The organism is Pseudomonas sp. YJ42 (assembly GCF_047225135.1).
GTDB classification, from domain to species: domain Bacteria; phylum Pseudomonadota; class Gammaproteobacteria; order Pseudomonadales; family Pseudomonadaceae; genus Stutzerimonas; species Stutzerimonas stutzeri_E.
Map to the genome: position 1 here is coordinate 1,434,814 of NZ_CP178378.1, position 26,971 is coordinate 1,461,784.

The following is a 26,971-nucleotide window of genomic DNA, read 5'->3' on the forward strand; positions in this document are numbered from 1 at the left end:
CCGGCCCTGCACTCGAGCAGGGCCGGCGTTCTGCTAGCCCGAGGCGGCCAAGGCCTGCCGGGGACCGCCTCGCTCGGCACCCCGCGCGAGCTGACGCCTCAGCCGACCGCCGTTTCCACCGGCCGCGCGAAGCGATAGGCGGCGAAACAGCAGAGCACCACGCCCGCCAGCGCCAGCAACCCGCCGACCATTCCCACATTCGCCAGGCCCAGCTGACGCACCACCAGACTGCCCATCAGGGCGCCTGCGCCTATGCCAATGTTGTAGATACCCGAAAACATCGCCATGGCCACGTCCGTCGCATCCGACGCCAGGTTCAGCACCTTCGCCTGCAGGCCAAGGCCGAAGCACATGCCGGCGATACCCCACACCACCACCAGCGCCCCGAGCAGCGAGCTGTCACGCGCAGCGGGCAGCAACAGCAGCAAGCAGGTTGCCATGACCGATATCGCCGCGATCAGGAACCCCTTCGGATAACGCGTGCTGTATCGGCTGAACAGCATCGAGCCGAGGATACCGGCACCCCCGAAGAGCAACAGCAGCGCCGTGGTCATGTCGCCGCTCAGGTGAGCGATGGTCTGAGCGAAGGGTTCGATGTAGGTGTACGCGGTGAACTGCGCAGTGATGACCAGGGCCGTCAGCACATAGGTGGCGACCAGCGCCGGGCGGCGGAACAGCACCGGCAGGCTGCGCAGCGAACCGGAGTTCTGGCTCGGCAGCAGTGGCAGCGTGCGCGCCAGGCAAATCACCACGAGGCTGGCGATGATCGCGATAGCGAGAAAGGTGGTCCGCCAGCCCAGCATCTCCCCGACCACACGCCCCAGCGGGATGCCCAGCACCATGGCCAGCGCACTGCCTGTCGCGAGCAACCCAAGCGCCTGCGCCTGCCGGCCCGGCGGCGCCACTCGCACCGCCAGGGACGCTGTGATCGACCAGAACACCGCATGCGCCAGGGCAATCCCGACACGACTGACCATCAGCATGCCGAAGCTCGAGGCCACGCTCGACACCAGATGGCTGCCGATGAACACCACGAAGACGAACATCAGCAAGGTGCGCCGTTCGACGTTGCGTGTCATCAGCATCATCGGCAGCGACATCAGCGCGACCACCCAGGCGTAGATCGTCAGCATCAGCCCGACCTGCGACGGTGGCATGTCGAACGAGCGACCAATATCGCTGAGCAAGGCGACCGGGACGAATTCGGTGGTATTGAAGATGAAGGCGGCCAGGGCCAGTGCGACGACACTGAGCCAGCTTCCGCCGGTGGCGCTTTGGGTTTCGTTCATTCGGGCAGTTCTGAAAAGCAATGCCTTCGTCCGCCAGAGCCTCCGGAACGGAGGTCAGCGCGAAGGACGGTGATGAAAAAGTGGATGCACCTGAAGCCGAACGACGAGGTCGCCCGCAGCCTCGAGCAAGCGCGGGGACGGGGACGGAAGAAAATTCAGGCGGCAGGTCTGAGCGGCGCGGATTTTACGCCTGGCGCGGAGCGCTGTCAGGTGCCGCGCGACCCCGGCGACCAGCGGCCACCTTCGCTGAGAAGCGAGGCCCTCCACTCGGCACCCGACCGAAACTTTCCTGGCGGGTATCAGCCGTAACTAGACCGACCCAGCCCCTTGGGAGCAGTCATGGCCCACCCAAAAATCCCCGCGCAGAAACAGGACCGCCAGCCCGGCATAGAAAAAGTGAAATGAACCCGCCCGCCGAATTCATCCGCGACAGCTACAAGGGCAGCGGCAAGGTCGCGCTGGTCAGTGATGGCGACAGCGGCATCGGTCGCGCCGCGGCGGTGCATTCGCCCGCGAGGGCGCGGACGTCACTCATCGTACGTTAGCGGCCAAACCATTCATGTCAACGGCGGGAAAGTGGTGAACGGCTGAGCGGCCACGGTGGCGTATGACGGCCTGTCGAAGCATCGCGTAACCCCTGCGCAGGGAACCATCGTCGAGCCTGTCGCGCCCAAGACTGAGGAAGGCTGGCAAGACGCCCGGCCCGTATCTCAATCGCAGCCAGCGCTGCCCATGAAACAGGTGAAGTCATGCCCCAGATCCTCATCGCGGCTTTCGACCGCTACGCCGAAGCCGAGCAAGTCAAAACCGAGCTCCTGAGCCAGGGCGTGGCCAGCACGGATATTCAGATTTCCGCGTCGTTCAATCCGGAGACGGTCAACAGCAGCCGGGTGGAAGTGATCGGCGAAGAGCCGGATGAAGACGCGACGGTCGCCGACAAGATCGGCAGCTTCTTTCACAAGGTATTTGGAGACGGTTCCAGCCAGCATGCCGGCCGTTATCCCGAGGCGGCTCGCCGCGGTTCGACGGTGGTGACCGTCAGCCTGGACGATGAAAGCCAGGTCTCGATGGTGGAACGCATCATGGAGCGAAACGGTGCGATCGATATCGACGAGCGCAGCGCAAGCTGGGGCAGCGACGAAGCGACTCCGGTCACCGCCAGCACCGAGACGCTGACCACCGGCTATCCCGAAGCCGCCTCGGTCAGCGAAGACGAGCGCAAGCTCAACGGTATGGCCAGCGCGGATCGCGGCGCGGACGACGGCTCGGTCCCGGGCCGCGCCGAGAATGACAAGGCCTCGCGCCGCGACAACACGGCGGGACGGGTCAGAATCATTCCGCGCTGACCATGAGCAGCGTTCACGGCGCCGTGAACACTTCGTCGAGCAGGTCGTTCATCGCCGCGAAGGCACGTTTCGCCACCTCCGGGTTGTACTCGTTGCGACCCGGTACGTTGGCGTAGGGATCAGTGAACGAGTGCACGGCGTTGCCGTAGCTCACGAGTTGCCAGTCCACATCGGTGGCTTTCATTTCGGTAATGAATCCCTCGACCTGCTCCGGCGGAACAGCCGGATCATCGGCGCCATGCAGCACCAGCACGGGCGCCTTGATCTGTTTAGCGTCATCGGGATCGGGCGTATCGAGGTTGCCGTGGAACGATATGAAAGCGTCAAGTTCCGCGCCGGATCGAGCCAGTTCGAGCACTGATCCGCCACCGAAACAGAAGCCGATCGCCGCCATTCTCCCGGTGTCGACCGGCACTATCGATTGCGCCTTTAATGCATCCGTCGCCGCCTGAGCACGCTTGCGCATGAGCGGGCGATCGCCGCGTACCGAGGAGGCCGCCGCCTTGGCCTCGTCGGGGTTGGAGGGGCGTACGGCCTTGCCGTACATGTCCGCCATGAACACTACGTATTTCTCACCAGCCGCACGCGCCGCCTTCTCCGCCGAACGCTCGGTCACGCCCAGCCAGTTGGGCACCATCACCAGGCCGGGCCGCGCGGTAGTGACCGCATCGTCATAGACGAGCAGCCCCTCGAAAGGCTCGCCGTCGATCTCGTAGGCGAGCGGTTTGACGACGGTTGCCGCCTCGACGGCTCCAATCGATCCCACCAGTGCCAAGGCCAAGCATGACTTTTTCATCGACGGACTCCCTCTCGTGAACGCGTTCATCAACAGTAGAGGAAATCCGCGCAGGCGCTTTACCGACTGGCCGGGAGAGCGTTTCGATTTATGTCGGCCGAACCCGGCCGGCCAGCCGTAATGCCCTTATCCGCATGGGTGCCGACCACCGGATCGCAACTCGTCCAGCGCGAGGGCGTTGGCTGTCGCGGCGCCGCTGGCAGTGTTATCGAAGATGCACCATTGCGGCACATCGACCGGAGCCTTGGCCAGCCGTGCGTCCAATCGGCACAGCCATTCGGGCTCGTAGGAGGAGTAATAAAGACGCGGCGAGCCGTGTAGCCGGTAGTAACGCAGGCCGGCCCAACCACCCGGATCGGCCGCCTCGGCAAATGGCGCCGGATCGGCGGCGACCCGTGCGATCCGCATGCGCTGAAGCAGAGCTTCGGACTCGAGCCAGCTCGGGTGGCGGGGCTCGAAGGCCACGAAGCCCTCATGGCGGGCCCGTAGCGCATCGAAGAAGGCCTCGGCACGGCCTGCTTCGTAGACAAGCGAGGGCGGCAACTGCACCAGCAGGCAACCCAGTTTCTCGCCAAGATGCCCGCACTCATGCAGGAAGGCCTGGAGCAAGTCCTCGCACCCGACCAGGCGCGCTTCGTGGGTGATCTGCTTCGGCACCTTCACGCTGAAGCGAAAGCCGGGCGGTACGCTGTCGGCCCAGCGCGCATAGGTCGCCGGCCGGTGCGCACGGTAGAAGGAGCTGTTGATCTCCACTGCCGGCAGCCGAGCGGCATAGCGCTGCAGGTGCGTGCCCACGGCCGGAAAATGCGGCCATTGTTCACGCGGCAGGCTCCAGCCCGCAGTGCCGAGATGAAGGCCGGCTACGGCGCGCATCAAGCTCGCCCCTCAGCATGCTTCGTCTGCACGGGCAGCCGCCTGAGCAGCCACTTTCGCACCGGCACCACAGCGTGTTCCTGCGCCCAGACACACAGCACGACGGTCAGTAGCAGATACAGCGGGTAGAGCCTCAGCGACAACGTCTGCTCTGCGGCTTGGGCGGCACAGGCCGCCCAGTCGTCCAGACAACGAGCCGAAGCCACGCCGAGCAGTTTCTCCATACGCGAGAACAGCACGAATGCCGGTACGTGCAACACGAACAGTGGCAAGGACGCGGTACCCAGGCGTTGCGCCCAGACGTTCAGCCGCTCGCGCTTAGGCATACGGATCAAGGCGAACAGATAGATCAGCATCAATTGCGCAGGCAACAGCAAGCCGTTGTGCAGCAGGAAGTACCAGTACTTCTCGCCCTTGAGTAGCCAGATGGCGAGCAGGAAGCAGAACAGGACGAACCCGGCCATCAGCAGCCGCAGCGCCCTGTTCGGCAGGCGGCCGGCGGTCTGGTGCTCGCGAAACAGCCCGTAGGCGAGAATGCCCGCGAGGAATTCCGGCAAACGCAGCAAAGGCATGCGGTGCAGCATGCCGGTGAAGGGAGTCCCGTACTCCTGCTGCAGGATGACCCACACCGGCGGGATCAGATAGAGCAGCACCACCACGGCCAGCCAGACGACCTTGTGCGGCGTACGCATCAACCGGGGCGCCAGCAACGGGAAAGTCAGGTAGAAGAAGAACAGGGTCGAAATCGACCAGAGCGGCGGATTGAAAGTCAGGTAATAGGGATTCCACGCCTGAAGCATGAACAGCTGAAGTACGAAATTGAGCAGCAGCTCGCCATTGCTCATGAAGTGCTCCAACGTCTCGCGCGAGGCGTCGCCCAGGTCCTCGTTGGTGTCATAGACGACGAATCGCAGCGTGGCCTTGGTGTCGTCCGGTGGGATGCCAAGGTTGGAGATGATCAGCAGCACCACGGCCGTCAGCGCCAGCGAGAACAGGTGCAACGGGTAAAGATTGGCGAAGCGCCGGCTGAGGAAACTCCGTCCGGGCTCGCGCATCCGCCCCTGTTGGCAGTAGACATGCGCCAGCAGGAAGCCAGACAGCGCGAAGAAGCTGCTGGTGGCGAAGAAGCCGACGCCGGTGAGATCCGCCACCCAGTCGGGCAACGAGGTCTCGGCATAGTTGTGCAGGGTGTGGAAACACACGATGTACAGACCAAGCGAGAAGCGCAGCCACTCGAGCCCGATGAATTTGTCCTTGCTGACCTGCTCCACTCGAGGCTCCTACATCCAAGACCGGCGAACATCCCAGCACTAGGACGCACAACGGCGGTCAGTCGTTCGATCAACGAGCGCAGCGGCGGTGCGCCGGATGAATTTAGTTACTATTGAGCGGCGCACGGGCCACGCCGGCTGGGGTCAAAACGGCAGAACCCATCCTGCAGGAGGTCCGACCGCAGTGCTGTCCCGAGTCATTAATCGCCTTCCCGCTAGCCATACCCTTTCCCTGATGCTGGCCGTACTCCTCCTCAATGTCTCGCTGCCGGCCTGCGCCCAGGAAGGCTTCAGTTGGGCGGAAGAATTTCTCCAGCGCGTGGCCGAGGTGGACGAGCGCACGCCCGGCGAGCTGGGCGTTTTCGTCAAGGATCTCGACAGCGGCGTATCGGCGTCCTATCACGGCGATGAACGCTGGTACCTCGCCTCGACCGTGAAGGTACCGGTGGCGATCGCTATCATGCGCCGCGTCGACGAGGGCGCGCTGAGCCTGGACAGCACCGTGCGGCTGATGGAGTCCGACTACGTCGACGGCGCCGGGCCGACCAACAGCCATGCGCCGGGGACCCGCCTCAGCGTGCGCTATCTTATGGATCAGATGCTGATCCACAGCGACAACACCGCCAGCGACATGTTGATCAGCCTGGTCGGGCTGGAGGCGGTCAATGCCGTCACCGCCGAGCTGGTCCCGGAGGGCTTCGGCCCCATCACGTCCCTCGCCGATGTGCGGCGGCTCATCTACGGCGAATTTCACCCCGCCGCACGCCAGCTGTCGGGCCGCGACTTTCTGCGCCTGAAACAGCAGCGCGGCGAAGCCGGCCGTTTGGATTTGCTGGCCAGACTGCTCGGCGTGCCAAAAAGCGAACTGCGCGCCATTCGCCTGCGCGAAGCCTACGAACGCTACTACGCCACCCCGAACAACTCCGCCACGCTGCAGGCCTACGGTGACTTGCTCGCGGCGCTGGTGGCCGGCAAGGCCGTGTCCCGGGCGAGCACCGAATATCTGCTGGGCGTGATGACACGGGTGCAGACCGGCGACCAGCGCATCAAGGCCGGCCTGCCGGCCACCGTCAGCTATGCCCACAAAACCGGCACTCAGGTGGCACGAATCTGCGATGCCGGTCTGATTGCCCCGCCCCCGTTCCACGTCGCCGAGGCCACCGGCCGCATCGTAGTGGTCGCCTGCGTGCGCGGCGCCGCCTCGACCGTGAAGGCCGAACGCGCCTTGCGGGGTGCCGGCGAAGCCATTACCGCCTCCGGAGTCTTACGCCTATGACAAGCGTCGCGCTCGGCAACGGAAAGCTTCTCGCATTGCCCGTGCTGATCGGCCTCGGCATAGCGCTTTGGGCGTACCGGGAACAGGCCTATTCGGACTCCTGGCGCAATGAGCTGGAACAGGACATGCGCCGCATCGACGAAGGCTCGCCAGGGCGGCTGGGGCTATACGTCAAACATCTGGGCGACGGCACGGCTTTCGTCTACGAAGCGGATCGATTCTGGTACCTCGGCTCGGCGGTCAAGGTACCGATCGCCGTGGCGGTGCTGCAGGGTGTCGATGAGGGCGAACACAGCCTGGACGATGAGCTGGCCCTCGAAGCCCGCGACAAGGTCGATGGCTCCGGCGATCTGGTCTGGCAAGACAACGGCGTCGCGTACTCGGTGCGCACCCTGCTCAACGAGATGCTCATCGAGAGCGACAACACCGCAGCCAACATGCTGATTCGGCTGGTCGGCGAGGACCGGCTCAACGAGCGCACCCACGAGAACATGGGCGGTAAGGGCTTCGAGCGCATCACCGACTTCACCCAGGTTCGCCGTGACGTCTATGGCGAACTGCACCCGGACGCGCGCGAGCTGGACAACCTCGACTTGGTCAAGCTGGCTTCCGCCCCGTTCAGCCAGCCGCGCTACGAGGCGGTGGCACGAGTGCTCAACCGCTCGCCCGATGAGCTCGAGGCGGACAGCATGGAGCAGGCCTACGAGCGCTACTACGCACGCAAGCTCAACTCCAGCACGCTGGAGGCCTACGGCACGCTGCTGGAAAAGCTGGTGAGCGGCGAGCTGCTCTCCGAATCCAGCCGGGACCTCCTGTTCAAGAACATGAAGCTCGACCGCTATGATGCCTACCGCCTTGAAGCGGGGCTGCCGCGCGACGTACCTTTCATTCAGAAGACCGGCACGCAACTGGAACGCGCCTGCCATGTGGGCGTGATCGACCCACTGTCGGAGGATCAGACCAATACCGTGATCGTCGTGGCCTGCGCCGAAGCCATGGACGAGGACAAGGAAGCCGGCGCCGCCTTCGAGCAGCTCGGCCAGGCAATAACCCAGGCATTGCTGGGCAAGCCCGAGTGACCCCTTCACGCCGCGCAACGCCTCAAACCACGGCCGCCCGTCGAGCCTGATGCTCGTATTCAGGCGAGTGATTGTCCAAACTGCGCAGTCATCTGATCAGTGAGGCGTCGATCATGCGCAAGGCCGGAACCAAACAACGCCACGCCTACAAGCTCGAAAGACTTCAGCGCTTTTTGGACTGGGCCAACACGCGCCATCCCGATTTCGTGCCGAAGAAAAATCACCAGGAAAAATGGTTCAGCACCTATCTCGGCCATCAGCCACCGGAAATCGGCCGCGCGGCGCGATTGTTCTGGTTGGGACTGGACCTGCCCACGGTCGAGGCGAATCTTGGGGACGCCGAACCGACTCGCCTGATCGGCCGGCTGCTGAACCGGGACGTGAACGATTTCAGTTGTACCGTCGATATCTTCGGTGTCGAAAAATCGCTGGATTGCGGCCCGGTGCAGAACCTGCTCGAACCCGAGTTCGCGCTGCGCATCGACGACAGCGGATCGATAGACGACTTCGAACGAAACGTGTGCGCCGCGGTGGAGGCCTTGGTCCGGGATCGCTTGCATGTCCTGGAACAGCCATTCACCAGCCTCAGCGAAGAACAGAAAGTTCAATGCTTGGAGCGCCTGCCCGTGCGGCTTTCACGCCTCGACGATTTCGCGGCGCGTGCCGTCGACATCGTCAACGAGGTCAAACACGACCTGCGCTATGTCGTCGAGCTGCGCCACGGCGACGTCGCGCTGGACATGCAACGGCGCATCTCAGGTGGCCAAGGCCATGTGCTCAGCGCGGACGAGGTCGCCGCGATCAAGCGCGAGGACCGCCAGGCCCTGCAGGCCAAGTTCGAGATGATGATCGAGGAGGCGCAGGACTTCGATCTGCAGTTGCTCGGCGAGAAGCGCCTGACTGAAGTCTTCTTGATGGAGCCGAAAAAGCTGCGCCGGACCATCCGTTTCGCCCGCGAGGACAACCGGGAAAAGATGGCCTTCGCTGTGCTGCTGGAGAACAACCCGCGCTTCGTCCACTACCACAAGCTGTACGCCGCTCGGCGCATCACCCGTACCTGGACCGCCCTGCTCGGCCCGACCAACAGCGGCAAGACGCATCAGGCCATCGAGGCGATGACCGCGGTCGAGCATGCCATTTACCTGTCGCCGCTTCGCCTGATGGCACTGGAGAACCAGGAGCGCATCGAGTCCATGGGCGTGCCTTGCTCGCTGGTCACCGGCGAGGAAGAGATCATTCGCGAGGGCGCCACTCATTTCTGCTGCACCGTCGAGGAGTTCGCGCGCTTCCGGCACGAATCCTGGGACGTGGTGGTCATCGACGAAGTGCAGATGATGGCCGACTCGCAACGCGGCTGGGCCTGGGTCGATGCGCTGGTCAGCGCCTACACGCAGGATCTGATCATGACCGGCCCGGAGCTGATCCAGCCGTCGCTGAAAACCCTTTGCGACCTCTGCGAAGACCAACTGGTGGTCAAACGCACCAAACGACTCTCACCGGTGGACGTGGCGCGCCGCTCGACCACCCTCAAGCAGCTCGAGGCAGGCTCGATGCTGGTCGCCTTCAGCCGCAAGACCGTGCTGGAACTCAAGGCATTGCTGGAGATGACCGGCAAGACCGTTTCGGTGGTCTACGGTGCGCTGTCGCCTGAAGTGCGGCGTGAGCAAGCCCGCCGCTTCCGTGAAGGCGAGGCGGACATCATGGTTGCCACCGACGCCGTCGGCATGGGCCTGAATATGCCGGCGCACACGCTGTGCTTCTACACCGACGAGAAGTACGACGGCATCCAGAGCCGTCAGCTCAAAGTGCAGGAGGTCAAGCAGATCGGCGGGCGGGCCGGACGCTTCGGGCATCACGACAGCGGCGTCATCACCGCGCTGGATGTGCAGACACTGCAATCGATCAGGCGTCTGTTCCACAGCCCGGACCTGCCAGTGGACCTGACGCAATTCCAGGTACGGCCTTCCATCGAGCACTTGCAGGCGATCGCCGAGCTGATGAACGAGCCGAGCCTGCTGCGGGCATGGCTGACCTTCAACCGCAACATCAACTACGGCGACGAATTCATCTCGATCCTGCCCGACGAGCTGGCGGAGTGGATCAAGCTGGTCGACGACCCGACCATCGATCTGCCGTTGCGCTGGATTTTTGCCTGCACGCCGATTCGCGGTGGTCTGGACAGCCCGGCGAGCATCTTTGCCCAGCAATGGCTGAAAAAGGTCGCCCAGGACAAGGAGATCCCATTGCCGCGGATGATCATCGATGCCGATTTGGCAACACTGGAAAGCTCGCTGCATGTCATCGAAACCTACCTGCACCTGTCGCGCACGCTGCCGGCACACTTCCCGGCGTTGGAGCAGGCCGAACAGCATCGCAGCCTGCTCAACGGTGCGATCACCCGCGAGTTGTCACGCCAGCGTAAGCCACGCAGTTCGGATCGCCGGCGGATTTCCGGAGAGACCCGCAACTGCGAGGGCTGCGGCAAGGCGATGCCGATGGCGGCGCGCAAATTTCGGCTGTGTCAGAACTGCTTCCGCGAGCGGCGTTGAGGCAGCTTGGGCGTTTCGGGCGACCAAAAGCAGGCGCTCGACAAGCGTAGTTGGTCGATGTTCGAACGAGCGACACGAGGCATCGAGGCTGGCCAGGGACGGCTTCGGCCCTTAGGATGCCGCAGGTTTATCCAGATGGGCGGCGCCTTTTCGGGCGTCGGTCATGACCCTAATCACCGCTTGCCAAGGAACCAGGGCCGATGTCGATCATCCTTCAGTTGCGCCAGCAACTGGCCGCGATCACCAGCAAGTTCGGCTGGGCCGCACTGTTGCTCGCACTAGGCGTCCATGTTGCCGTGTCCTATGCCGGCCTGCGTCTGTTCGAAGAAACACCACTCACCGAGCTGAAGACGTTCGTCTATTTCTATCTGACCACCGCGCTGACCGTCGGCTACGGTGACTTCTCACCGCAGACCGCTGGCGGTCGCATCTTTGTTTCCACCTGGTTGATGATCGGCGGCATCGCGCTGCTGACCGCCATCATCGGCAAAACCACCAATTCCATAATCGCAGTCTGGAGGAAAGGCATGAAAGGCAAGGGGACGTTCGCCACCTGCACGGGCCATACCGTTGTGATCGGTTGGGAAGGCGAAATCAGCGAGCGCGTCGTCGAACTGCTGCATGAAGACGAAACCTCCAACGACCACCTGATCGTCATCTGCGACACGGTGCTCGAAGAAAACCCAATGCCAGGCAAGACCGAGTTCATCCATGGCGAGAGTCTGTCGTCTCTGGCGCTGCTGCAGCGCGCCGGGGTGAAAGGGGCCGAACGCACCCTGGTGCGCACCGGCTCGGACGACCTGACGCTAGCCGTCGTGCTGACCATCAACCAGCTCAATCCGGTCGGCCACGTGGTTGCCCACTTCAGCAGCAGCGAGACCGCCCGACTGGCCCGCAGTTATGCGCCCAAGCTGGAATGCACCTCCAGCATGGCCATCGAAATGCTGGTGCGCTCATCGCAGGACCCGGGCTCCTCAGTGATCATTAATGAGCTGTTAAGCGTGGGCCAGGGCGCGACCCAATACCGCCTGCTACTGCCCGAGAGCTACGAAAGCACGGTCGGCGCGCTGTACAAGCAATTGAAAGACCGGCACAACGCGACGCTGATCGGCTACCGCGCCAAAGATCAGCCCCAGCCGACCATCAACCCGTCCAACGACACACCGGTACGAGGCGGCGAATTGTTCTATATCGCCAACACGCGCCTCGCTGGCCTGGGTGACGCAAGCTGAGCATGGCGCTGCGCCGAGCAGAGATGCGCCTGTAGGGCCGAACGAGTCGGCCCTACAACAAACGCATCGACACCGCGATCGCCGATAGGCCCAACGAAGCGCCACGGGCGTAGCACCTGCCCCCCGGCTACGACACCCGGCTCCCTTCATTTCGGGAATCAACCTCGCCATTCCGGCTCTGATTAGGACAGCCATGAGCAGCCGGGAGACACCATGAGCGACCCACACGACCTGCAGCGATTCGTCGACGCCCAGCAATCGATCTATGACCGCGCACTGGCGGAGCTGAAGGCCGGCCATAAGCAAAGCCACTGGATGTGGTTCATCTTTCCGCAGATAGCCGGCCTCGGCCGTAGTGATATGGCGCGTCGCTACGCCATCAAGGATGCAAACGAGGCGGCGGCCTATCTACAGCACCCGCTGCTCGGGCCCCGTCTTGAGGAATGCGCGGAGGCGCTGCTTGCCCATGCCGAGCGTCCGGCACGGCAGATTCTTGGTTCACCCGACGACATGAAGCTGCGCTCGAGCATGACGCTATTCGCCACCGTTGCGCCTGAGCGAACCGTATTCCAAACGGTGCTGGATGCGTTCTTCGCGGCCGACCCTGACCCGGCGACACTGTCGCGCCTGCATCGTTGAGCGGCGCGGAACGGACCTGCGATAGGCGAGCCAAGGCCGGCACGATAGGCTTCTCGCTTTTCCGGCAGGCCCGCCGCCCCCACACAGGTGCAATACATGGCGCAGGCCGACAGCTTCGAAGCCATGCCGCGGAAGACCGAGTGCGGTACCGCGCAAGCTGATCAGCAAAATCATGCTGCAGCGGATCTCCCCCAGACGCGATCCGGCTTGCGTGTCCCGCCCGGCCCTTAACACACGATCATCGCCACGCATCGAGTCAGCCGTTGCGACCGCTCACCTCGCCACGCCAGAAAACCGTCATCAGTGGCGGCGACAACAGCCTTTCGTCAGCTTTCCGTTGAAATGTTCAAGTTTTTACTTTGACAGCTCGGTGTTTTGACTTTAAGTTTTCATTTCCGAACATTTCCGAACCCTCGCAGTATTCGGACTACAACAACAACAGACTCAGAAGAGGACCTGCGCATGAGCAACCCGTCCACCCCGACGCTACGGGGGCAATGCATTGCCGAGTTTCTCGGCACCGCCCTGCTTATCTTCTTCGGCACAGGCTGCGTGGCCGCGTTAAAGCTTGGCGGCGCAGAGCTAGGTCTTTGGGAAATAAGCGTTATTTGGGGTATCGGGGTCAGTATGGGAGTCTACCTTGCCGCCGGTGTTTCCGGCGCTCATCTGAATCCCGCCGTGTCCATCGCGCTTTGGTTGTTCGGCACGTTCGAGCGCAACAAGGTCCCTGCCTACATCCTCGCTCAGACAGCGGGAGCCTTCTGCGCCGCTGCGTTGGTTTATGGTCTTTACAGCAGCCTGTTTTTCGATTTCGAACAGACGCAGCACATGACCCGCGGCAGCATCGCCAGCCTTGAACTCGCATCGGTATTTTCCACCTACCCTCATGCATCCTTATCGGTCGGTCAGGCGTTTGTGGTGGAAGTGGTGATTACCGCTATCCTGCTGGGGATGATCATGGCCCTGACCGATGACGGCAACGGCCTGCCTCGCGGCCCGCTGGCACCCTTGCTGATCGGCCTGCTGATCGCGGTGATCGGCGGCGCGATGGGCCCTCTCACCGGCTTCGCAATGAACCCGGCGCGTGATTTCGGACCGAAGCTGATGACGTATTTCGCTGGTTGGGGTGAAGTGGCCTTTACCGGTGGCCGGGAGATCCCCTACTTTCTGGTTCCATTGATCGCCCCGGTGCTGGGTGCCTGCATCGGCGCCGCAGGCTACAAGGCGCTGATCTGCAAGCATCTGCCAAATCTGGATGGAGGCGCTTGCGCCGCCGAGCCGGACCGCAAGGCCGAGCGCTACACCGCACACGATGTCACTGCCCAAGAAGCTCGTTAAGGAATCGACACCATGAGCACTCAGAACAACAAGCAATTCATCGTCGCCCTCGACCAGGGCACCACCAGTTCCCGCGCCATCGTGCTGGACCGCAACGCCAACGTGGTCACCATTGCTCAGCGCGAATTCGCGCAGATCTATCCGCAACCGAGCTGGGTCGAGCATGACCCCATGGAAATCTGGGCCACCCAGAGCGGCGTGTTCGTCGAAGCCCTGGCACAGGCCGGCATCACTAACGAGCAGGTCGCAGCGATCGGCATCACCAACCAACGCGAAACCGCCATCGTCTGGGACAAGAGCACCGGCCGGCCGATCTACAACGCCATCGTATGGCAGAGTCGCCAGAGCACGCCGATCTGCGATCAGCTCAAGCGTGACGGTATGGAAGAACACATCCGCAACACCACCGGCCTGGTCATCGACCCCTACTTCTCCGGCACCAAGATCAAGTGGATTCTCGATCACGTCGAGGGCAGCCGTGAACGCGCCCGTCGGGGCGAACTGTTGTTCGGCACCGTCGATTGCTGGCTGATCTGGAAGATGACCCAGGGCAAGGCTCACGTCACCGATTACACCAACGCCTCGCGCACCATGCTCTTCGACATCCACAAGCTGGAGTGGGATCCGGTGATGCTGGAGGCGCTGGATATACCGCGCGAAATGCTGCCAGAGGTGCGCTCATCCTCCGAAGTCTACGGTCACGCCTATCTGGGCTCCGGACAGAGCACCGGCATTCCGATCGCGGGTATCGCGGGCGATCAGCAAGCCGCGCTGTTCGGCCAGATGTGCGTCGAGCCCGGCCAGGCCAAGAATACCTACGGAACCGGCTGCTTCCTCCTGATGAATACCGGCACCAAGGCCGTTCAGTCCAAGCACGGCTTGCTCACCACCATAGCCTGCGGGCCGAAGGGCGAGGTCAACTACGCCCTGGAAGGCGCCATCTTCAACGGTGGCTCGACCGTGCAGTGGCTGCGCGACGAGCTGAAGGTGATCAACGACTCGCTGGACTCCGAATACTTCGCCACCAAAGTACAGGACAGCAACGGCGTCTACCTGGTGCCAGCGTTCACCGGGCTCGGCGCGCCCTACTGGGATCCGCGTGCCCGTGGCGCACTGTTCGGGCTGACCCGTGGGGTCAAGGTCGACCACATCATCCGCGCCGCGCTGGAATCGATCGCCTACCAGACCCGCGACGTGCTCGACGCCATGCAGCAGGACGCCGGCGAGCGCCTGCGCTCACTGCGTGTGGATGGCGGCGCAGTGGCCAACAATTTCCTCATGCAATTCCAAGCCGACCTGCTCGGCACGCACGTGGAACGTCCCCAGATGAAGGAAACCACCGCCCTCGGCGCCGCCTACTTGGCAGGCCTGGCGACCGGTTTCTGGAGCAGCCTGGACGAGTTGCGCAGCAAGGCCACAATCGAGCGCATCTTCGAACCGGCCTGTGATGACGAGAAGCGTGAAGCGCTCTACAAGGGCTGGAAGAAGGCGGTGGGTCGCACCCGCGACTGGGAAGAGGAATAGCCTCGACTACCGAATCGGCATCTTGATTGCGCCCAGCCGGATTCACTTCCGCGCTGGGCGCTGCTATTCGCAAATGAACAATTCTTTAATCACGGACCAGACTGCGGCATGCTTCCCGGCATATCGATAACAAGGAAGCCTCCATGAGTCTGGCCCCACGACAGCAGAGCATTCTCGAATTGGTGCGCGAACGCGGCTACGTCAGCATCGAAGAGCTGGCGCAACAGTTCTCGGTGACGCCCCAAACCATCCGTCGTGACATCAATCAGCTGGGCGAAGCCGGCCTGCTGCGTCGTTATCACGGCGGTGCCGCCCACGATTCCAGCGTGCAGAACACCGCTTACACCCAGCGTGCCCGGCAGATGCGCGACGAGAAACGCCGCATCGCCGACGCCATGGCCGCGCACATTCCTGATCAGGCTTCGCTGTTCATCAATATCGGCACCACCACCGAAGCCATCGCCCATGCGCTGCTCAATCACCGCGATCTCAAGATCATCACCAACAACCTGCACGTGGCGAGCATCCTCAGCCCCAAGGAAGACTTCGACGTGCTGATCGCCGGCGGCAATGTGCGCAGCGACGGCGGCGTGGTCGGCCAGGCCACAGCGGATTTCATTAGCCAGTTCAAGGTAGATTTCGCCCTGATCGGCATCAGCGGGATCGACGAAGACGGCACCCTGCTGGACTTCGACTATCAGGAAGTGCGCGTCTCCCAGGCCATCATCAGCAACGCGCGCAAGATCTTTCTCGCGGCGGATTCGAGCAAGTTCGGCCGCAGCGCCATGACCCGACTCGGCTCGCTGGAGCAGATCGACATGCTGTTCACCGAAGCCCGGCCACCGGAAACCTTCATGGAGCTGTTGAATCGCCACAAGGTCAAACTCGAAGTCACGGGTTGACCCGCCATTACAGAGCGTCTTCGGCGAGGCGCGCAACTCGCCACGACTGGATGGATGCCTCTACAAGCGCCAGCGCCGTAGGGTGGCTTTAGCCACCAATACGGACCATATCCCGACACCGTGGCTGGCGCCTACGAAACTGAGCCGTTCCACGAACTGCGTGCAGGCAAGGCGTTGCGCTTAACCGAACCAAGCCGAGTGACTTTCTGTCACACCCGCCTGCCACATTTCTTTGCTCGGCCCGCCTCTGCTTCCACTCCGAGCGGGACAATCCCGAATCACTACAACTGCACAAGCGCCGTCGCTAGCACCAATTGGCAGTTCGAATAGGTTCGATTACTTTCTTTTGATATAAAAAACGAACATACCACCTGGAGAGCGAACTTCTTCTGCGCTAGGATGTTCATATTCGAAAATAAATGTTCGTTCTTGAGGAGAACCCCGTGATCGAAGCCGCCTGCCCCGTCTCCGAACTCTACGACATCGCCGTCATCGGCGGTGGAATCAATGGTGTGGGTATCGCTGCGGACGCGGCTGGTCGCGGACTTTCGGTGTTTTTGTGCGAGCGCGACGACTTGGCGAGCCATACATCATCGGCCAGCAGCAAGCTGATCCACGGTGGCCTGCGCTATCTCGAACATTATGAATTCCGCCTGGTCCGCGAAGCCCTGGCCGAACGCGAAGTGCTGCTGGCAAAGGCGCCGCACATCGTCAAGCCGATGCGCTTCGTGTTGCCGCACCGCCCTCACCTGCGCCCCGCATGGATGATCCGTGCTGGCCTGTTCCTGTACGACCACCTCGGCAAGCGCGAGAAGCTACCGGCTTCGCGCGGCCTGCGCTTCGGCGATGACAGCCCGCTGAAGCCGGCGATCCGCCGCGGTTTCGAATATTCCGATTGCTGGGTCGACGATGCGCGCCTGGTCGTGCTCAATGCCATGGCCGCGCGAGAAAAAGGCGCGCATATCCATACCCGTACCCAATGCCTGAGCGCCAAGCGTGCCGCCGGTATCTGGCATGTCGAACTGCAACGTCAGGATGGCAGCCGCTTCTCCTTGCGGGCCAAAGCGCTGGTCAACGCGGCCGGGCCTTGGGTGGCGCAGTTCATCGGTGAGAACCTGCAGCAGCGCTCGCCATACGGCATCCGCCTCATCCAGGGCAGCCATATCATCGTGCCCAGGCTGTACGAAGGCGAACAGGCCTACATCATGCAGAACGAGGATCGGCGCATCGTTTTTGCCATCCCTTATCTGGATCGCTACACCATGATCGGCACCACCGATCGGGAATATCACGGCGATCCGGCTACGGTCAGCATTACCGAGCAAGAGATCGTCTATTTGCTGGGTATAGCCAACACGCATTTCCGCACGCAGTTGGAGCCTAAGGACATTCTGCACACCTTCGCTGGCGTGCGGCCGCTGTGTGACGACGAATCCGACAACCCCTCGGCCGTCACCCGGGACTACACGCTATCGCTGGCTGCCGAGCACAAGCAGGCCCCGCTGCTGTCGGTGTTTGGCGGCAAGCTCACCACCTACCGTAAGCTGGCCGAATCGGCGATGGCGCAGCTCAAACCGTACTTCCCGGACATGAAGCCGAGCTGGACGGCCAGCGCCCCGCTACCCGGCGGCGAAGGGATGAGCACCGTCGAAGCACTCATCGAAGCGCTGATGGGCAAGGTGCAGGGTATCGACTTCGCGTTGGCCAAGCGCTGGGCAACGCTTTACGGCAATCGCATCTGGCGAATGCTGGGCGATGCGCGCTCGGTCGACGCGCTGGGTGAGGACCTGGGCCACCAACTGTACGCGCAAGAGGTCGATTATCTTCGCCGCGAGGAGTGGGCGAACGATGTGGACGACATTCTTTGGCGTCGCACCAAACTCGGTCTGGCCTTCAGCGAACCGCAGAAGGAGCGCCTGCAACGCTATCTGCTCGAGCAGCCCAATGAGAACTCCGCGCGCAGCAGCGACGCCGCCTGATTCGATCGGGCCTGCCCATGGCAGGCCGGACATTAGCTCGACGACTAGCCCGCAACTGTCCGGGAAGTGTCCGCGATAGCGTATCGCTTACCCATTAAGCCGCCCTTCTGCCGAATCGAAACGCCTTCAACCCTTCGTCCCGCAGTCCGCTGCGGTCATCAAGCGTTCACACCAGCGCGGCACCGTTAAGCGACCTACACGCTCACGGGAGTTGCCTGATGACGACGAATACCGGTGCCTTGGCGGAAAGCCCCTCCTCCCCGATCACACGCCAATGGCTGTCCTGGCTTCTGGTCATCACGCTTATTTACCTCTTGCTGGCTGCAGTGGGCGCGATCGGCGACGGCTTCAAAGCCGCCACTGGCGATAACGCCAAGGAGCTGTTTGCCTTTGCCACCAACCCCTTCGTCGGGCTGATGATCGGCTTGGCAGCCACGGCGCTGATCCAGAGCTCCAGCACGGTAACTTCGATCATCGTTGGCATGGTCGCCGGCGGGCTGCCGATCCCGATTGCGATTCCGCTGATCATGGGCGCCAACATCGGCACCTCGCTGACCAGCACCATCGTCAGCCTGGGCCACATCCGCAGCGGGCCGGAATTTCATCGCGCCTTCTCGGCAGCGACCGTGCACGATGCGTTCAACATCACCGCCGTGACGATTCTGCTACCGCTGGAACTGCTCTTCCATCCTCTGCAGCGCATGTCCGAAGTCCTGGCGGGTCTGCTGGTAAACGACAGCGCCGGGGTCGACATGAAGAGCATGAACTTCATGAAAACGCTGCTCGCCCCGGCTAGCGACCTGCTCGATGCCAGCGTCTCCTGGTTGCCCAACAAGGTGTGGGCCGGGATCGCACTGATCACCATCGGAATCGGCCTGATCCTGTTCGTGGTGCAAGCCATCGGCAAAGTGCTGCGCAAGGTGATGGTCGGGCGCGCCAAGGACATCATGCACGCCAGCGTCGGACGCGGCCCGCTGTCGGGCATCGCTTCGGGCACATTGATCACAATGCTGGTGCAATCCTCCTCGACGACAACAGCGCTCATCGTGCCGCTGGCGGGCACCGGTGTGTTTACCCTCAAGCAGGTCTATCCCTTCACGCTGGGCACCAATATCGGAACCTGCGTCACTGCCCTGCTGGCCGCCACGGCAATTGCGGGACCAACGGCGGAACTCGCGATGCAGATCGCCTTGGTGCACCTGCTGTTCAATCTTCTCGGTATCTCGATCATCTACGTACTGCCCTTCCTGCGCGGAGTACCTCCGGCCATTGCCAACTACCTGGCGGATCTGGCGCAACGCAGCAAGCTGTATGTCGGGGCGTATATCGGAGGCGTGTTCTTCGGCCTGCCCTTGCTACTGATCGGCGGCAGCCAACTCTGACCCAGCCTGGAGCCCAATCATGCAAAGCGAACGTCGCATCCAGACCGAAAACCGCATCCGCGAATTGCGCGAATCGCTCAATGAGCTCGAAGCCCAACTGGAACGCATCGATGCCCAGGAACAACGTGCGCAGCACCGTGAGATCGAGCACCTGGACGAATACATCAATGCAGTGGATACCCGTTTCAACAGCCTTCAGCTGTTCTGGACCACCCTCAAGGCCGAATGGCTGAAAGCGAAATCCTGACACCCGTAGAGGAACGACACATGCGCGTCAAACCAGGCCCTCTGCTGCTGATCAGCCTCACGCTGAGTCTGCACACGGTGCTCGCCCCGTCCTCACATGCCGTTGAGCCGGTGTCCGACGGGCTGCTCGTCGATGGATCCAGCACCGTTTACCCACTGACGAAGGAAGCGGCACGACGCTTTCAACGCGCCCGGCCCGGCCATCCCATAGAGGTCAAGTTCTCCGGAACCACTGCCGGCTTTCGCCGCTTCTGCGCCGGCGAAACGGACATCAACGACGCTTCGCGCGAGATGAACGCCGAAGAGCAAGCGCATTGCGCCGAGAATGGCATCCGCTATCGCCAGGTTCCGCTGGCCATGGATTCCATCGCCGTGGTGGTACACCCGAGCAACCGCTGGGCAAACGACATCACGGTGGATGAACTCAAGACGTTGTGGGCACCGGCTGCAGAAGGGCATGTCATGCGCTGGAACCAGATCCGCCCGGATTGGCCGGATCGCCCGGTGAAGCTGTTCGGGCGAGGACAGGATTCAGGTACCTATGATGTTTTCACTCAGGAGATCGTGGGAACCACCCATCGCAGCCGCCAGGACTACACCGCCAGCGAAGATGAAGAGCAGTTGGCCGCAGGCATCGCGGCAGAGCCTAACGCGCTCGGCTTCTTCGGCATCGGCGCCTACCATCGGCACTGGGAGGAATTGAAGCTGCTCGCGGTGGACAATGGCAGCGGCCCGATCTTTCCAACGCTCGAAACGGTCAGCGACAACCGCTACAGGCCGCTGACACGCCCGCTGTTCCTGTACCTGAACGAACAGAGCCTTCAGCGCAAGCCCATCACCCAGGCATTCGTTGAACACTACCTGGACGGCTTGCCCAGCTGGATTCATTTCACCGGCTACATGCCACTCAAGGCCGAGCGCTATGCGCGCAGCCTTGCAGCTCTGCAGCAAGCGCAGGAACCGAGCACGACCGACGCAAACCGAACCGGCGCTCAATAGAGCGTCGGCACGACCATGTTGTCCGGCACCGGATTGCGCAGATAGTCCGGGTTGTAGACGCGCTCGGGCAACTTCACCGGGGCGCGTTCCACCTCGCCGTAGGGCAACTGGCTTAGCAGGTGACTGATGCAATTCAAGCGTGCACGCTTCTTGTCGTCGGCCTCGACGATCCACCAGGGCGCGTCGTCGATGTGGGTACGCTCGAGCATGATTTCCTTGGCCCGCGTATAGGCTTCCCAACGACGCCGGGATTCGAGGTCCATGGGGCTCAATTTCCATTGCTTCAGCGGATCATGGATGCGCGCCAGGAATCGGCGGTTCTGCTCTTCATCCGAGATGGAAAACCAGTACTTGATCAGGATGATGCCCGAGCGCACCAGCATCCGCTCGAACTCCGGGACCGAGCGGAAGAACTCCTCATATTCGTCGTCGCTGCAAAAGCCCATCACCTTCTCGACACCGGCGCGGTTGTACCAGCTGCGGTCGAACAGGACCATTTCGCCAGCGGCGGGTAGATGCGAGACGTACCGCTGGAAATACCATTGGGTGCGCTCGCGGTCGTTGGGTGCCGGCAAGGCGGCAACGCGGCAGATGCGCGGATTGAGCCGCTGGGTCACGCGCTTGATGACCCCACCCTTGCCCGCCGCGTCCCGTCCCTCGAAGAGCACGACCACGCGTAGCTTGTGATGCACGATCCAGTCCTGCAACTTGACCAGTTCGCCTTGCAGACGCAGCAGTTCGGAGAAATAGACCCGTCGGGACAACCCACTATCCGACGGTTGCGGCATGCCTTCGCGCCTTATCAACGCATCCATGCGCGCATCGTCCAACTCCATTTCAAACTCTTCGTCGAGGCTGTCCTGAAACTCGTGCAACAGGTGCTCGTATACCTGGAGCGAATTACTCAGATCATCGGTCATCGTCGGCTTCCGGTAAGCGTGAGATAAAAGCCAGGTTTGGTGGCTCCCAGGCTCACGCTAGTGAACAGCAATGACGAGATCATGACCGAAGCCTCCGCTGCGCCGATGGCCGACGTGCGAACAGACTTGGATGGAGGCAGCGTTTGAATCGCAGGGCAAATCCGGTAGGCTCGCAACTTTCCAACTGGAGTACACCCCATGGCCCGAGCCACTGCCCGCCACATCCTGGTTCCCACCGAAGAAAAGTGCAACGAGCTGAAAGCTGCCATCGAAGGCGGCGCCGATTTCGCTCAGGTTGCCAAAGACAACTCCACCTGCCCCTCCAGCCGCCAGGGCGGCGATCTGGGATCGTTCGGTCCGGGCCAGATGGTCAAGGAGTTCGACACCGTGGTGTTCAGCGCGCCGATCAACGTCGTGCAGGGCCCGGTGAAGACCCAGTTCGGTTACCACCTGCTGGAAGTGACCAGCCGCCAGGATTGATCCTGAGCCCCTGCGCCAAGGCGCGGGGGCTGTTCGCCTTCCCCTCGAATCCCTCTCCTACCCTTCTCCGATACCGCGAGATCGATCGCCCTGCCCCGCTCGCATACGCACGCTGTTACACGCAAGCCGGCGTCAGGCTTCCAGGCGGAAACGCCCGGTCAGGCTCTTCAAGCTTTCCACATCGCCCGCCGCGCCAACGCCCTGCGCAGCCAACAGCGCCTCCTTGACCATCTTCTGGCTCAGCATTCGCTGGGCTCCGGCCATATCGAGTTGTGAGGCGTCCCTGCTGGAAAGAAACAACCCCCTGCCGTGATCGCCGCGCACAGAAAGGTCAGGCTGTAGGAAAAGAAGATCTGGAGATTGATGGTACGCAGGCGGAGGCTGCGTAACAGGGTTCGGATGGCGTTCGCCAGAGCTGATCATGTGATCGTCCAGTGGCCAATTAAAAAGAGCGTCACGGCCATTGAAACGTCCTCCGACGCTGGCGCAGTTGCCCTTGTCTCGGCCTGGAATGCGCTACCTTTAATACCGTTGATCATGACTGAACTTACTGATCCAGACGGGCTAGTTGGCCTTCAAAAACAGTCCTGAGACAGCGTTTCAGCGCATTGACGAAGGTCAATGAAAACGAAAAATCAAGGTGCTTTTTTTCGAGCTGATGCGCCTCGACAGCTATGGTTCAAGTAAACGAGCCCGAGCCGTCATTCCCCGTGCTAAAGGAGCGATGAGATGTTCCATGTAACGCGTATAGGCGACAAACGTATCGACGTGGATTTTTCCGGCAAGCTCGACAGCAACGAAATGCGCTTTGCGCTTGATGAGCTGATGAGAAAGTCCGAAGGCATTACCCATGGGCAGATGCTCTTCCGAGTTGGGGACTTCGACATGCCAACGCTCGGCGCGGTCGGCGTCGAGCTGTCGCGAATTCCGCAGATGTTCCGTTTCATGCGCCGCTTCGACCGTTGCGCGGTCGTTTGCGCCAAGGAGTGGATGAGGAAGGCCAGCGAGATCGAAGGGGCGCTTATTCCTGGCCTGAAGGTCAAGGCCTTCGATCAGCATCAGTCCACCGAGGCGCACGAATGGCTGGAAGGAGCGCTGTAACGCGCCAGGCTAACGCGGCGTACCGAACACCTGCGTCCAGTAGATGGTCGCCGCGCTGCGTGGATGGGTCGCATAGGCGGCACCCATTTCCGTGAAGTCCGGATTCATGATGTTCTGGCAGTGGCCTGGGCTGGCCAGCCAGCCCGACACCGCCTGTTCGGCAGAACCATGACCAGCCGCGATGTTTTCACCGATGCGCTGCCAGCGGTAGCCCTGACGCCTGGCGCGGTCACCAGCCAGGCTCTGATCATGACCCTGGTGAGCGAAATAGTCCCTTTTAGCCATGTCCTGGCTGTGGGCCAACGCGGCTTCCCCCAGTTGCTCGTTCCAGCTCAGCGGCGGCGCCGCATCGAACCGTTGATTGCCACAGCGCCGCGGCTCGGCACGCGCTCGGTTGACCTGTTCGAGAACCGTCTTGCCGGCCTGCGGCCAGTCGCCGATATCGGCGGACAGCAACGGTTTTGCCAGAATCAATTGCCAGGTATTGCCCTCATGCGAGACGCCGATCTCAGCGAAATCGTCGTTCATCAATGCACTGCAGTAACGCTGCTTAAAGACGCGCATCACGGTGTTCGCATCGCCAGGACCGGTCACCGCCATGGCCTGCAGGCTGGCCGCCTGGTAGCCCGACTCCACCACCGCCTGCTGGATCTGCGCGCCGGCACCGGCAGGTATCGATGCCAGTGCAGCGGCGGGTGCGAGGGGGCCGACCGGTTCGGCCTTGGCGCCGCCACAACCTTCGCCCGAGGCGCGGAACTCGTTGACCAGACTCACCAACTCGTCCGTATCATCGGCGCTCGCGCCATTGGCGAATATCGCGGTCAGCAGTGCCGAGCCGACCACAAGACGGCGCAGCGGCGTTCCGAAGATGGATGACCATAAGGCTGATTTGCGTACATCCATACGGCACCTGGATCGAGCGGGAGAGAAAGACCGGTGACGTTCACCAGCCTTCCATGCTGACCACATTCAGCCCCGAGCTATCCCGACCAATGCATCTGGCCGGCACCACCGAGCGCATCGGCCCCATCGCGGCAAACTGATCGACCGGTAAAAAATGCGATGATTGATCCGTCGCCAAAACGACTCATCCGCACTCTTCCCGTCGAGCGCCAACACCGTCATGAACCTTGCCGATTTTCTGCTGTTCGCGCTGCCTGCGATCTTTCTCACAGGGCTATCCAAAGGCGGCTTTGGCGGTGCCCTGGGGGGCATCGCCGTACCCTTGCTGGCGCTGGCCATCTCACCGAAACAGGCAGCGGCCGTGATGCTGCCGATTCTCTGTCTGGCTGACGTGGTGGGTCTGAAAGCCTATTTCGGTAAATGGGACACCGCCAATCTCAAGGTCATGCTGCCTGGCGCGCTGATTGGCATTGCCCTGGGTTCGCTCACCTTCGGCCTGCTCGACGAGCGCATGATCGGCCTGATGATGGGCGTGATCGCGGTGGGTTTCGTGGTGCTCGGGCTGATCACCAACAACGACAAGCCACGACCACTGCAGCGCGGTCGCGGCACGCTGCTCTCGTCGATTGCCGGCTTTACCAGCTTCGTCGCCCATGCGGGCGGCCCACCGATCATGATGCATCTGCTGCCGCAACAGCTGGACAAGCTGCGCTACGTGGCGACCATCAATCTGTTCTTCCTGATGACCAACGCGATCAAGCTGGTTCCCTACGCCGCACTTGGCCAGTTCAGTCGCGAGAATTTGCTGCTGAGCCTGACGCTTGCGCCCATCGTGCCATTCGGCGTCTGGGCCGGGCTTTGGCTGCACAAACGTATCGATCACACCTGGTTCTACCGAATCGCTCGGATCGGCATGCTGCTCGCCGGCTTGCAACTGATCTGGAAGCACCTTTGACGCGGCATTTGCGCCGCTTACCCGCCGCTGTCTGAACGATCACCGCCCGCCCCAGTCGGAATTAGTGAACCCACTGCAACAGGAGTCATCCTCATGCTGAAGTTTCTGGGCAGCACCATTGGCATCATTTTCCTGATCGGTCTGTTGGTGGTGATCGGCCTGTTCATGCTGGTGTTCTGACACCGCTCCAGCCGAACAGCGCGACGAGGCGGCAGCAGTCGAGTCGAATGCCGAGTGAACGCGTTATCGCAAGGCCGCCGCGGCTCCGGCGGCTTGCTTATACCCGCCTACGTCATTGCGCGTCCTTTGATCCATCCATGCAAAAGCACATAGCCGACTCGCAGCGAAGGTCCGGTGCACCAGATGCGTACCAAATGACACCAGCGTCCGGCTTCCGACCTGCGGCGGTGAATGACCTGAGCGCCGCGAAGGTCCAACGGAAACCTACATCAACCGAGGATCGTGCAATGGGCCTGTTCGACAAGATCAAAGATGCGCTGGGCATGGGTGGCGTGAGCAACGAAGCGCACAAACCTGCCGCCCCGGATTCGGGCGTCAATCAGCACGCCACCGATACGGTGGTCGACTCCGAGCGGCCCACCGCGGCCAACAACGCGACCACGGCACCGTCTACCGCCGGTGGAGTGACCGCCGGCACCGTCGGCACTGCGGGCGGGACCACCAGTGCCGTTGACGTGCCCGCAAAGCTCGACGGTATGGCGGCCAATTTTCCGGAAAAGCTGAACTGGCGTACCTCCATCGTCGACCTGCTCAAACTGCTGGGCCTCGACAGCAGCCTGGAGTCACGCAAGGAGCTCGCCTCCGAGCTGGGTTGTCCGCCAGACAAAATGGCCGACTCGGCGCAGATGAACATCTGGCTGCACCGCACCGTGATGCACAAACTCGCCGAACACGGCGGGACGGTTCCCCCCGAGCTACGCACCTGATACCGAGCCATGGTCCGTTCGCACGCGGCCGTGCGAACGCAGCTGCGGACGCTTCGACGTCCGCTGCGACCTCAACCGTCCAGCGAAGGACCGATCATTTCCGCTAGTTGCGGATAGACGCCCGGGCAGGCGACCAGATAGGGATTGCCACGTAACAGCCCGTCATTACGGAAAAAGTCGTTCACGCAGCCACCCGCCTCCTTCACCAGCACCAGGCCGGCCATGCAGTCCCAGCTTTTCAGCTCGGTTTCGTAATAGCCGAGCAGACGCCCGGCCGCCACATAGGCGGTCATCAGCGCGCCGGAGCCGTTGCGAAAGAACATACCGCCTTCGGCCAGCAGCTTTTCCAGAAACGGGATGAAATGCTCCTTGCCACGCGGGTGAAAGGTGCCGGTGGCGGTCACGCCCTGTCCCACATGAGTGGCGCCGCTCACCTTCAGGGGCGTGTCATTGACGAACGCACCCTGGCCCAGGCAGCCATGGAACAGCTCGTTGTGATTGGGATCGGCGATGGCGCCCAAATGCGGCTCGCCGTCGATCAGCAGGCCGATCGAGACGCACCAGTTATGCAGTCCGTTGACGAAGCAGGCCGTGCCGTCGATGGGATCGATCACCCACACGCAACGGGCGCCGAGATCGGCGGAACCGCTCTCCTCGCCGAGAAATCCATCCTCTGGAAAACGCTCAGCCAGTCGGGCACGAATAAAATCTTCGATCTGCTTATCTGCGATGCTCACCACATCCTGAAGGTCGTCGCCCTTGTGCTCCACCGTCAGCACGTCGCGCTTGCGGTAGTAGTCCAGGCCCAGCTGCGCCGCCTCGAGTGAGAGGGCTTTGGCGCAGGCGTAACGGGCCGCGATATCGAGAGGGCTGGCCGCCGATGGGTCGCTATTCATGGTTGTCCTTCTTGCAGCGGGTCTACAACGAAGCGCGGCATCGCGCGGG

24 protein-coding genes and 2 pseudogenes are annotated in these 26,971 nt (G+C 62.2%); 18 read left to right on the forward strand and 8 right to left on the reverse strand.

The genetic code is table 11. From position 1 onward, the window contains the following. Positions 1–98: 98 nt before the first annotated feature. The gene (locus tag ACL0K2_RS06330) at positions 99–1,289 is read right to left on the reverse strand and encodes a sugar transporter (protein WP_413044051.1); all 1,191 of its coding nucleotides are present in this window, start codon (positions 1,287–1,289) and stop codon (positions 99–101) included. A 339-nt stretch (positions 1,290–1,628) separates the two neighbouring features. Here ACL0K2_RS06330 and ACL0K2_RS06335 point away from each other — a divergent pair. Continuing rightward, positions 1,629–1,818, forward strand: a pseudogene (locus ACL0K2_RS06335) (NAD(P)-dependent oxidoreductase); the annotation flags it as partial. Positions 1,819–2,038: 220 nt separating this feature from the next. Further along, positions 2,039–2,635 (forward strand): hypothetical protein, encoded by a 597-nt coding sequence (locus ACL0K2_RS06340; protein ID WP_045163025.1) that lies wholly within the window; start codon positions 2,039–2,041, stop codon positions 2,633–2,635. Positions 2,636–2,648: 13 nt separating this feature from the next. Here ACL0K2_RS06340 and ACL0K2_RS06345 read toward each other — a convergent pair whose 3' ends face one another. The 3 genes from ACL0K2_RS06345 to ACL0K2_RS06355 all read right to left on the reverse strand — a co-directional run bounded on the left by ACL0K2_RS06345 (position 2,649) and on the right by ACL0K2_RS06355 (position 5,575). Further along, positions 2,649–3,431 carry a dienelactone hydrolase family protein gene (locus tag ACL0K2_RS06345; protein WP_045163026.1) on the reverse strand — a complete coding sequence of 261 codons (783 nt, stop codon included), beginning with the start codon at positions 3,429–3,431 and terminating at the stop codon, positions 2,649–2,651. Between the two features lie 126 nt (positions 3,432–3,557). Continuing rightward, positions 3,558–4,304 (reverse strand): DUF72 domain-containing protein, encoded by a 747-nt coding sequence (locus ACL0K2_RS06350; RefSeq protein WP_413044052.1) that lies wholly within the window; start codon positions 4,302–4,304, stop codon positions 3,558–3,560. Continuing rightward, positions 4,304–5,575, reverse strand: coding sequence for an acyltransferase family protein (locus ACL0K2_RS06355; protein WP_413044053.1), 1,272 nt, complete (start codon positions 5,573–5,575; stop codon positions 4,304–4,306). Before ACL0K2_RS06355 ends, ACL0K2_RS06350 begins: the two co-directional genes overlap by 1 nt. 235 nt (positions 5,576–5,810) lie before the next feature. Here ACL0K2_RS06355 and ACL0K2_RS06360 point away from each other — a divergent pair, with 235 nt between their 5' ends. The 12 genes from ACL0K2_RS06360 to ACL0K2_RS06415 all read left to right on the forward strand — a co-directional run bounded on the left by ACL0K2_RS06360 (position 5,811) and on the right by ACL0K2_RS06415 (position 20,720). Beyond that, positions 5,811–6,851 (forward strand): serine hydrolase, encoded by a 1,041-nt coding sequence (locus ACL0K2_RS06360; RefSeq protein ID WP_413044054.1) that lies wholly within the window; start codon positions 5,811–5,813, stop codon positions 6,849–6,851. Next, entirely contained in the window at positions 6,848–7,930 is a 1,083-nt protein-coding gene (locus ACL0K2_RS06365; RefSeq protein ID WP_045163029.1) for a serine hydrolase, read from the forward strand. The genes ACL0K2_RS06360 and ACL0K2_RS06365 overlap by 4 nt, the downstream gene beginning before the upstream one ends. Before the next feature lie 113 nt (positions 7,931–8,043). Further along, complete coding sequence (locus ACL0K2_RS06370) at positions 8,044–10,479, forward strand: helicase-related protein (RefSeq protein ID WP_413044446.1); 2,436 nt, start codon at positions 8,044–8,046, stop codon at positions 10,477–10,479. A gap of 200 nt (positions 10,480–10,679) precedes the next feature. Then, entirely contained in the window at positions 10,680–11,711 is a 1,032-nt protein-coding gene (locus tag ACL0K2_RS06375) for an ion channel (protein WP_239611809.1), read from the forward strand. A 213-nt stretch (positions 11,712–11,924) separates the two neighbouring features. Further along, positions 11,925–12,350 (forward strand): DUF1810 domain-containing protein, encoded by a 426-nt coding sequence (locus tag ACL0K2_RS06380; protein WP_413044055.1) that lies wholly within the window; start codon positions 11,925–11,927, stop codon positions 12,348–12,350. A gap of 462 nt (positions 12,351–12,812) precedes the next feature. Then, positions 12,813–13,688: an MIP/aquaporin family protein gene (locus ACL0K2_RS06385; RefSeq protein WP_045163032.1), complete on the forward strand. Its 876-nt coding sequence runs from the start codon at positions 12,813–12,815 to the stop codon at positions 13,686–13,688. 12 nt (positions 13,689–13,700) lie between these two features. Further along, on the forward strand, positions 13,701–15,212 hold the full coding sequence (glpK, locus tag ACL0K2_RS06390; RefSeq protein ID WP_045163033.1) for a glycerol kinase GlpK: 1,512 nt from the start codon (positions 13,701–13,703) through the stop codon (positions 15,210–15,212). A 143-nt stretch (positions 15,213–15,355) separates the two neighbouring features. Then, positions 15,356–16,114, forward strand: coding sequence for a DeoR/GlpR family transcriptional regulator (locus ACL0K2_RS06395; RefSeq protein ID WP_045163034.1), 759 nt, complete (start codon positions 15,356–15,358; stop codon positions 16,112–16,114). Positions 16,115–16,533: 419 nt separating this feature from the next. Then, entirely contained in the window at positions 16,534–18,093 is a 1,560-nt protein-coding gene (glpD, locus tag ACL0K2_RS06400) for a glycerol-3-phosphate dehydrogenase (RefSeq protein ID WP_413044056.1), read from the forward strand. A 218-nt stretch (positions 18,094–18,311) separates the two neighbouring features. Next, positions 18,312–19,475, forward strand: a complete 1,164-nt coding sequence (locus ACL0K2_RS06405; RefSeq protein ID WP_413044057.1) for a Na/Pi symporter — start codon at positions 18,312–18,314, stop codon at positions 19,473–19,475. Between the two features lie 19 nt (positions 19,476–19,494). Then, the gene (locus tag ACL0K2_RS06410) at positions 19,495–19,722 is read left to right on the forward strand and encodes a hypothetical protein (protein ID WP_021207578.1); all 228 of its coding nucleotides are present in this window, start codon (positions 19,495–19,497) and stop codon (positions 19,720–19,722) included. A 20-nt stretch (positions 19,723–19,742) separates the two neighbouring features. Further along, a complete protein-coding gene (locus ACL0K2_RS06415; RefSeq protein ID WP_045163037.1) occupies positions 19,743–20,720 on the forward strand; it encodes a PstS family phosphate ABC transporter substrate-binding protein in 978 nt (325 codons plus the stop codon). Here the strand turns inward: ACL0K2_RS06415 and ppk2 are convergent. Beyond that, a complete protein-coding gene (ppk2, locus tag ACL0K2_RS06420) occupies positions 20,714–21,640 on the reverse strand; it encodes a polyphosphate kinase 2 (protein ID WP_045163038.1) in 927 nt (308 codons plus the stop codon). The two genes, ACL0K2_RS06415 and ppk2, sit on opposite strands and share 7 nt — an antisense overlap. A 198-nt stretch (positions 21,641–21,838) precedes the next feature. On the opposite strand from ppk2, the gene ACL0K2_RS06425 reads away from it, so the two are divergent. Further along, positions 21,839–22,120, forward strand: a complete 282-nt coding sequence (locus tag ACL0K2_RS06425; RefSeq protein ID WP_025242533.1) for a peptidylprolyl isomerase — start codon at positions 21,839–21,841, stop codon at positions 22,118–22,120. A 174-nt stretch (positions 22,121–22,294) separates the two neighbouring features. Here ACL0K2_RS06425 and ACL0K2_RS06430 read toward each other — a convergent pair. Next, positions 22,295–22,533, reverse strand: a pseudogene (locus ACL0K2_RS06430) (type IV pili methyl-accepting chemotaxis transducer N-terminal domain-containing protein); the annotation flags it as partial. A gap of 316 nt (positions 22,534–22,849) precedes the next feature. Between ACL0K2_RS06430 and ACL0K2_RS06435 the strand changes: the two are divergent. Then, on the forward strand, positions 22,850–23,221 hold the full coding sequence (locus ACL0K2_RS06435) for an STAS/SEC14 domain-containing protein (RefSeq protein WP_413044058.1): 372 nt from the start codon (positions 22,850–22,852) through the stop codon (positions 23,219–23,221). Positions 23,222–23,230: 9 nt separating this feature from the next. Here the strand turns inward: ACL0K2_RS06435 and ACL0K2_RS06440 are convergent, their stop codons facing one another. After that, the gene (locus ACL0K2_RS06440; protein ID WP_155397657.1) at positions 23,231–24,124 is read right to left on the reverse strand and encodes a CAP domain-containing protein; all 894 of its coding nucleotides are present in this window, start codon (positions 24,122–24,124) and stop codon (positions 23,231–23,233) included. A gap of 220 nt (positions 24,125–24,344) precedes the next feature. Between ACL0K2_RS06440 and ACL0K2_RS06445 the strand changes: the two genes are divergently transcribed. Together ACL0K2_RS06445 and ACL0K2_RS06450 are read left to right on the forward strand one after the other, a co-directional pair. After that, on the forward strand, positions 24,345–25,079 hold the full coding sequence (locus ACL0K2_RS06445; protein WP_045163040.1) for a sulfite exporter TauE/SafE family protein: 735 nt from the start codon (positions 24,345–24,347) through the stop codon (positions 25,077–25,079). A 467-nt stretch (positions 25,080–25,546) separates the two neighbouring features. Next, a complete protein-coding gene (locus ACL0K2_RS06450) occupies positions 25,547–26,026 on the forward strand; it encodes a DUF3597 domain-containing protein (RefSeq protein WP_045163041.1) in 480 nt (159 codons plus the stop codon). A gap of 71 nt (positions 26,027–26,097) precedes the next feature. On the opposite strand, the gene ACL0K2_RS06455 is transcribed toward ACL0K2_RS06450, so the two are convergent. Then, a complete protein-coding gene (locus ACL0K2_RS06455; RefSeq protein WP_045163042.1) occupies positions 26,098–26,922 on the reverse strand; it encodes an inositol monophosphatase family protein in 825 nt (274 codons plus the stop codon). Between the last annotated feature and the right edge of the window lie 49 nt (positions 26,923–26,971).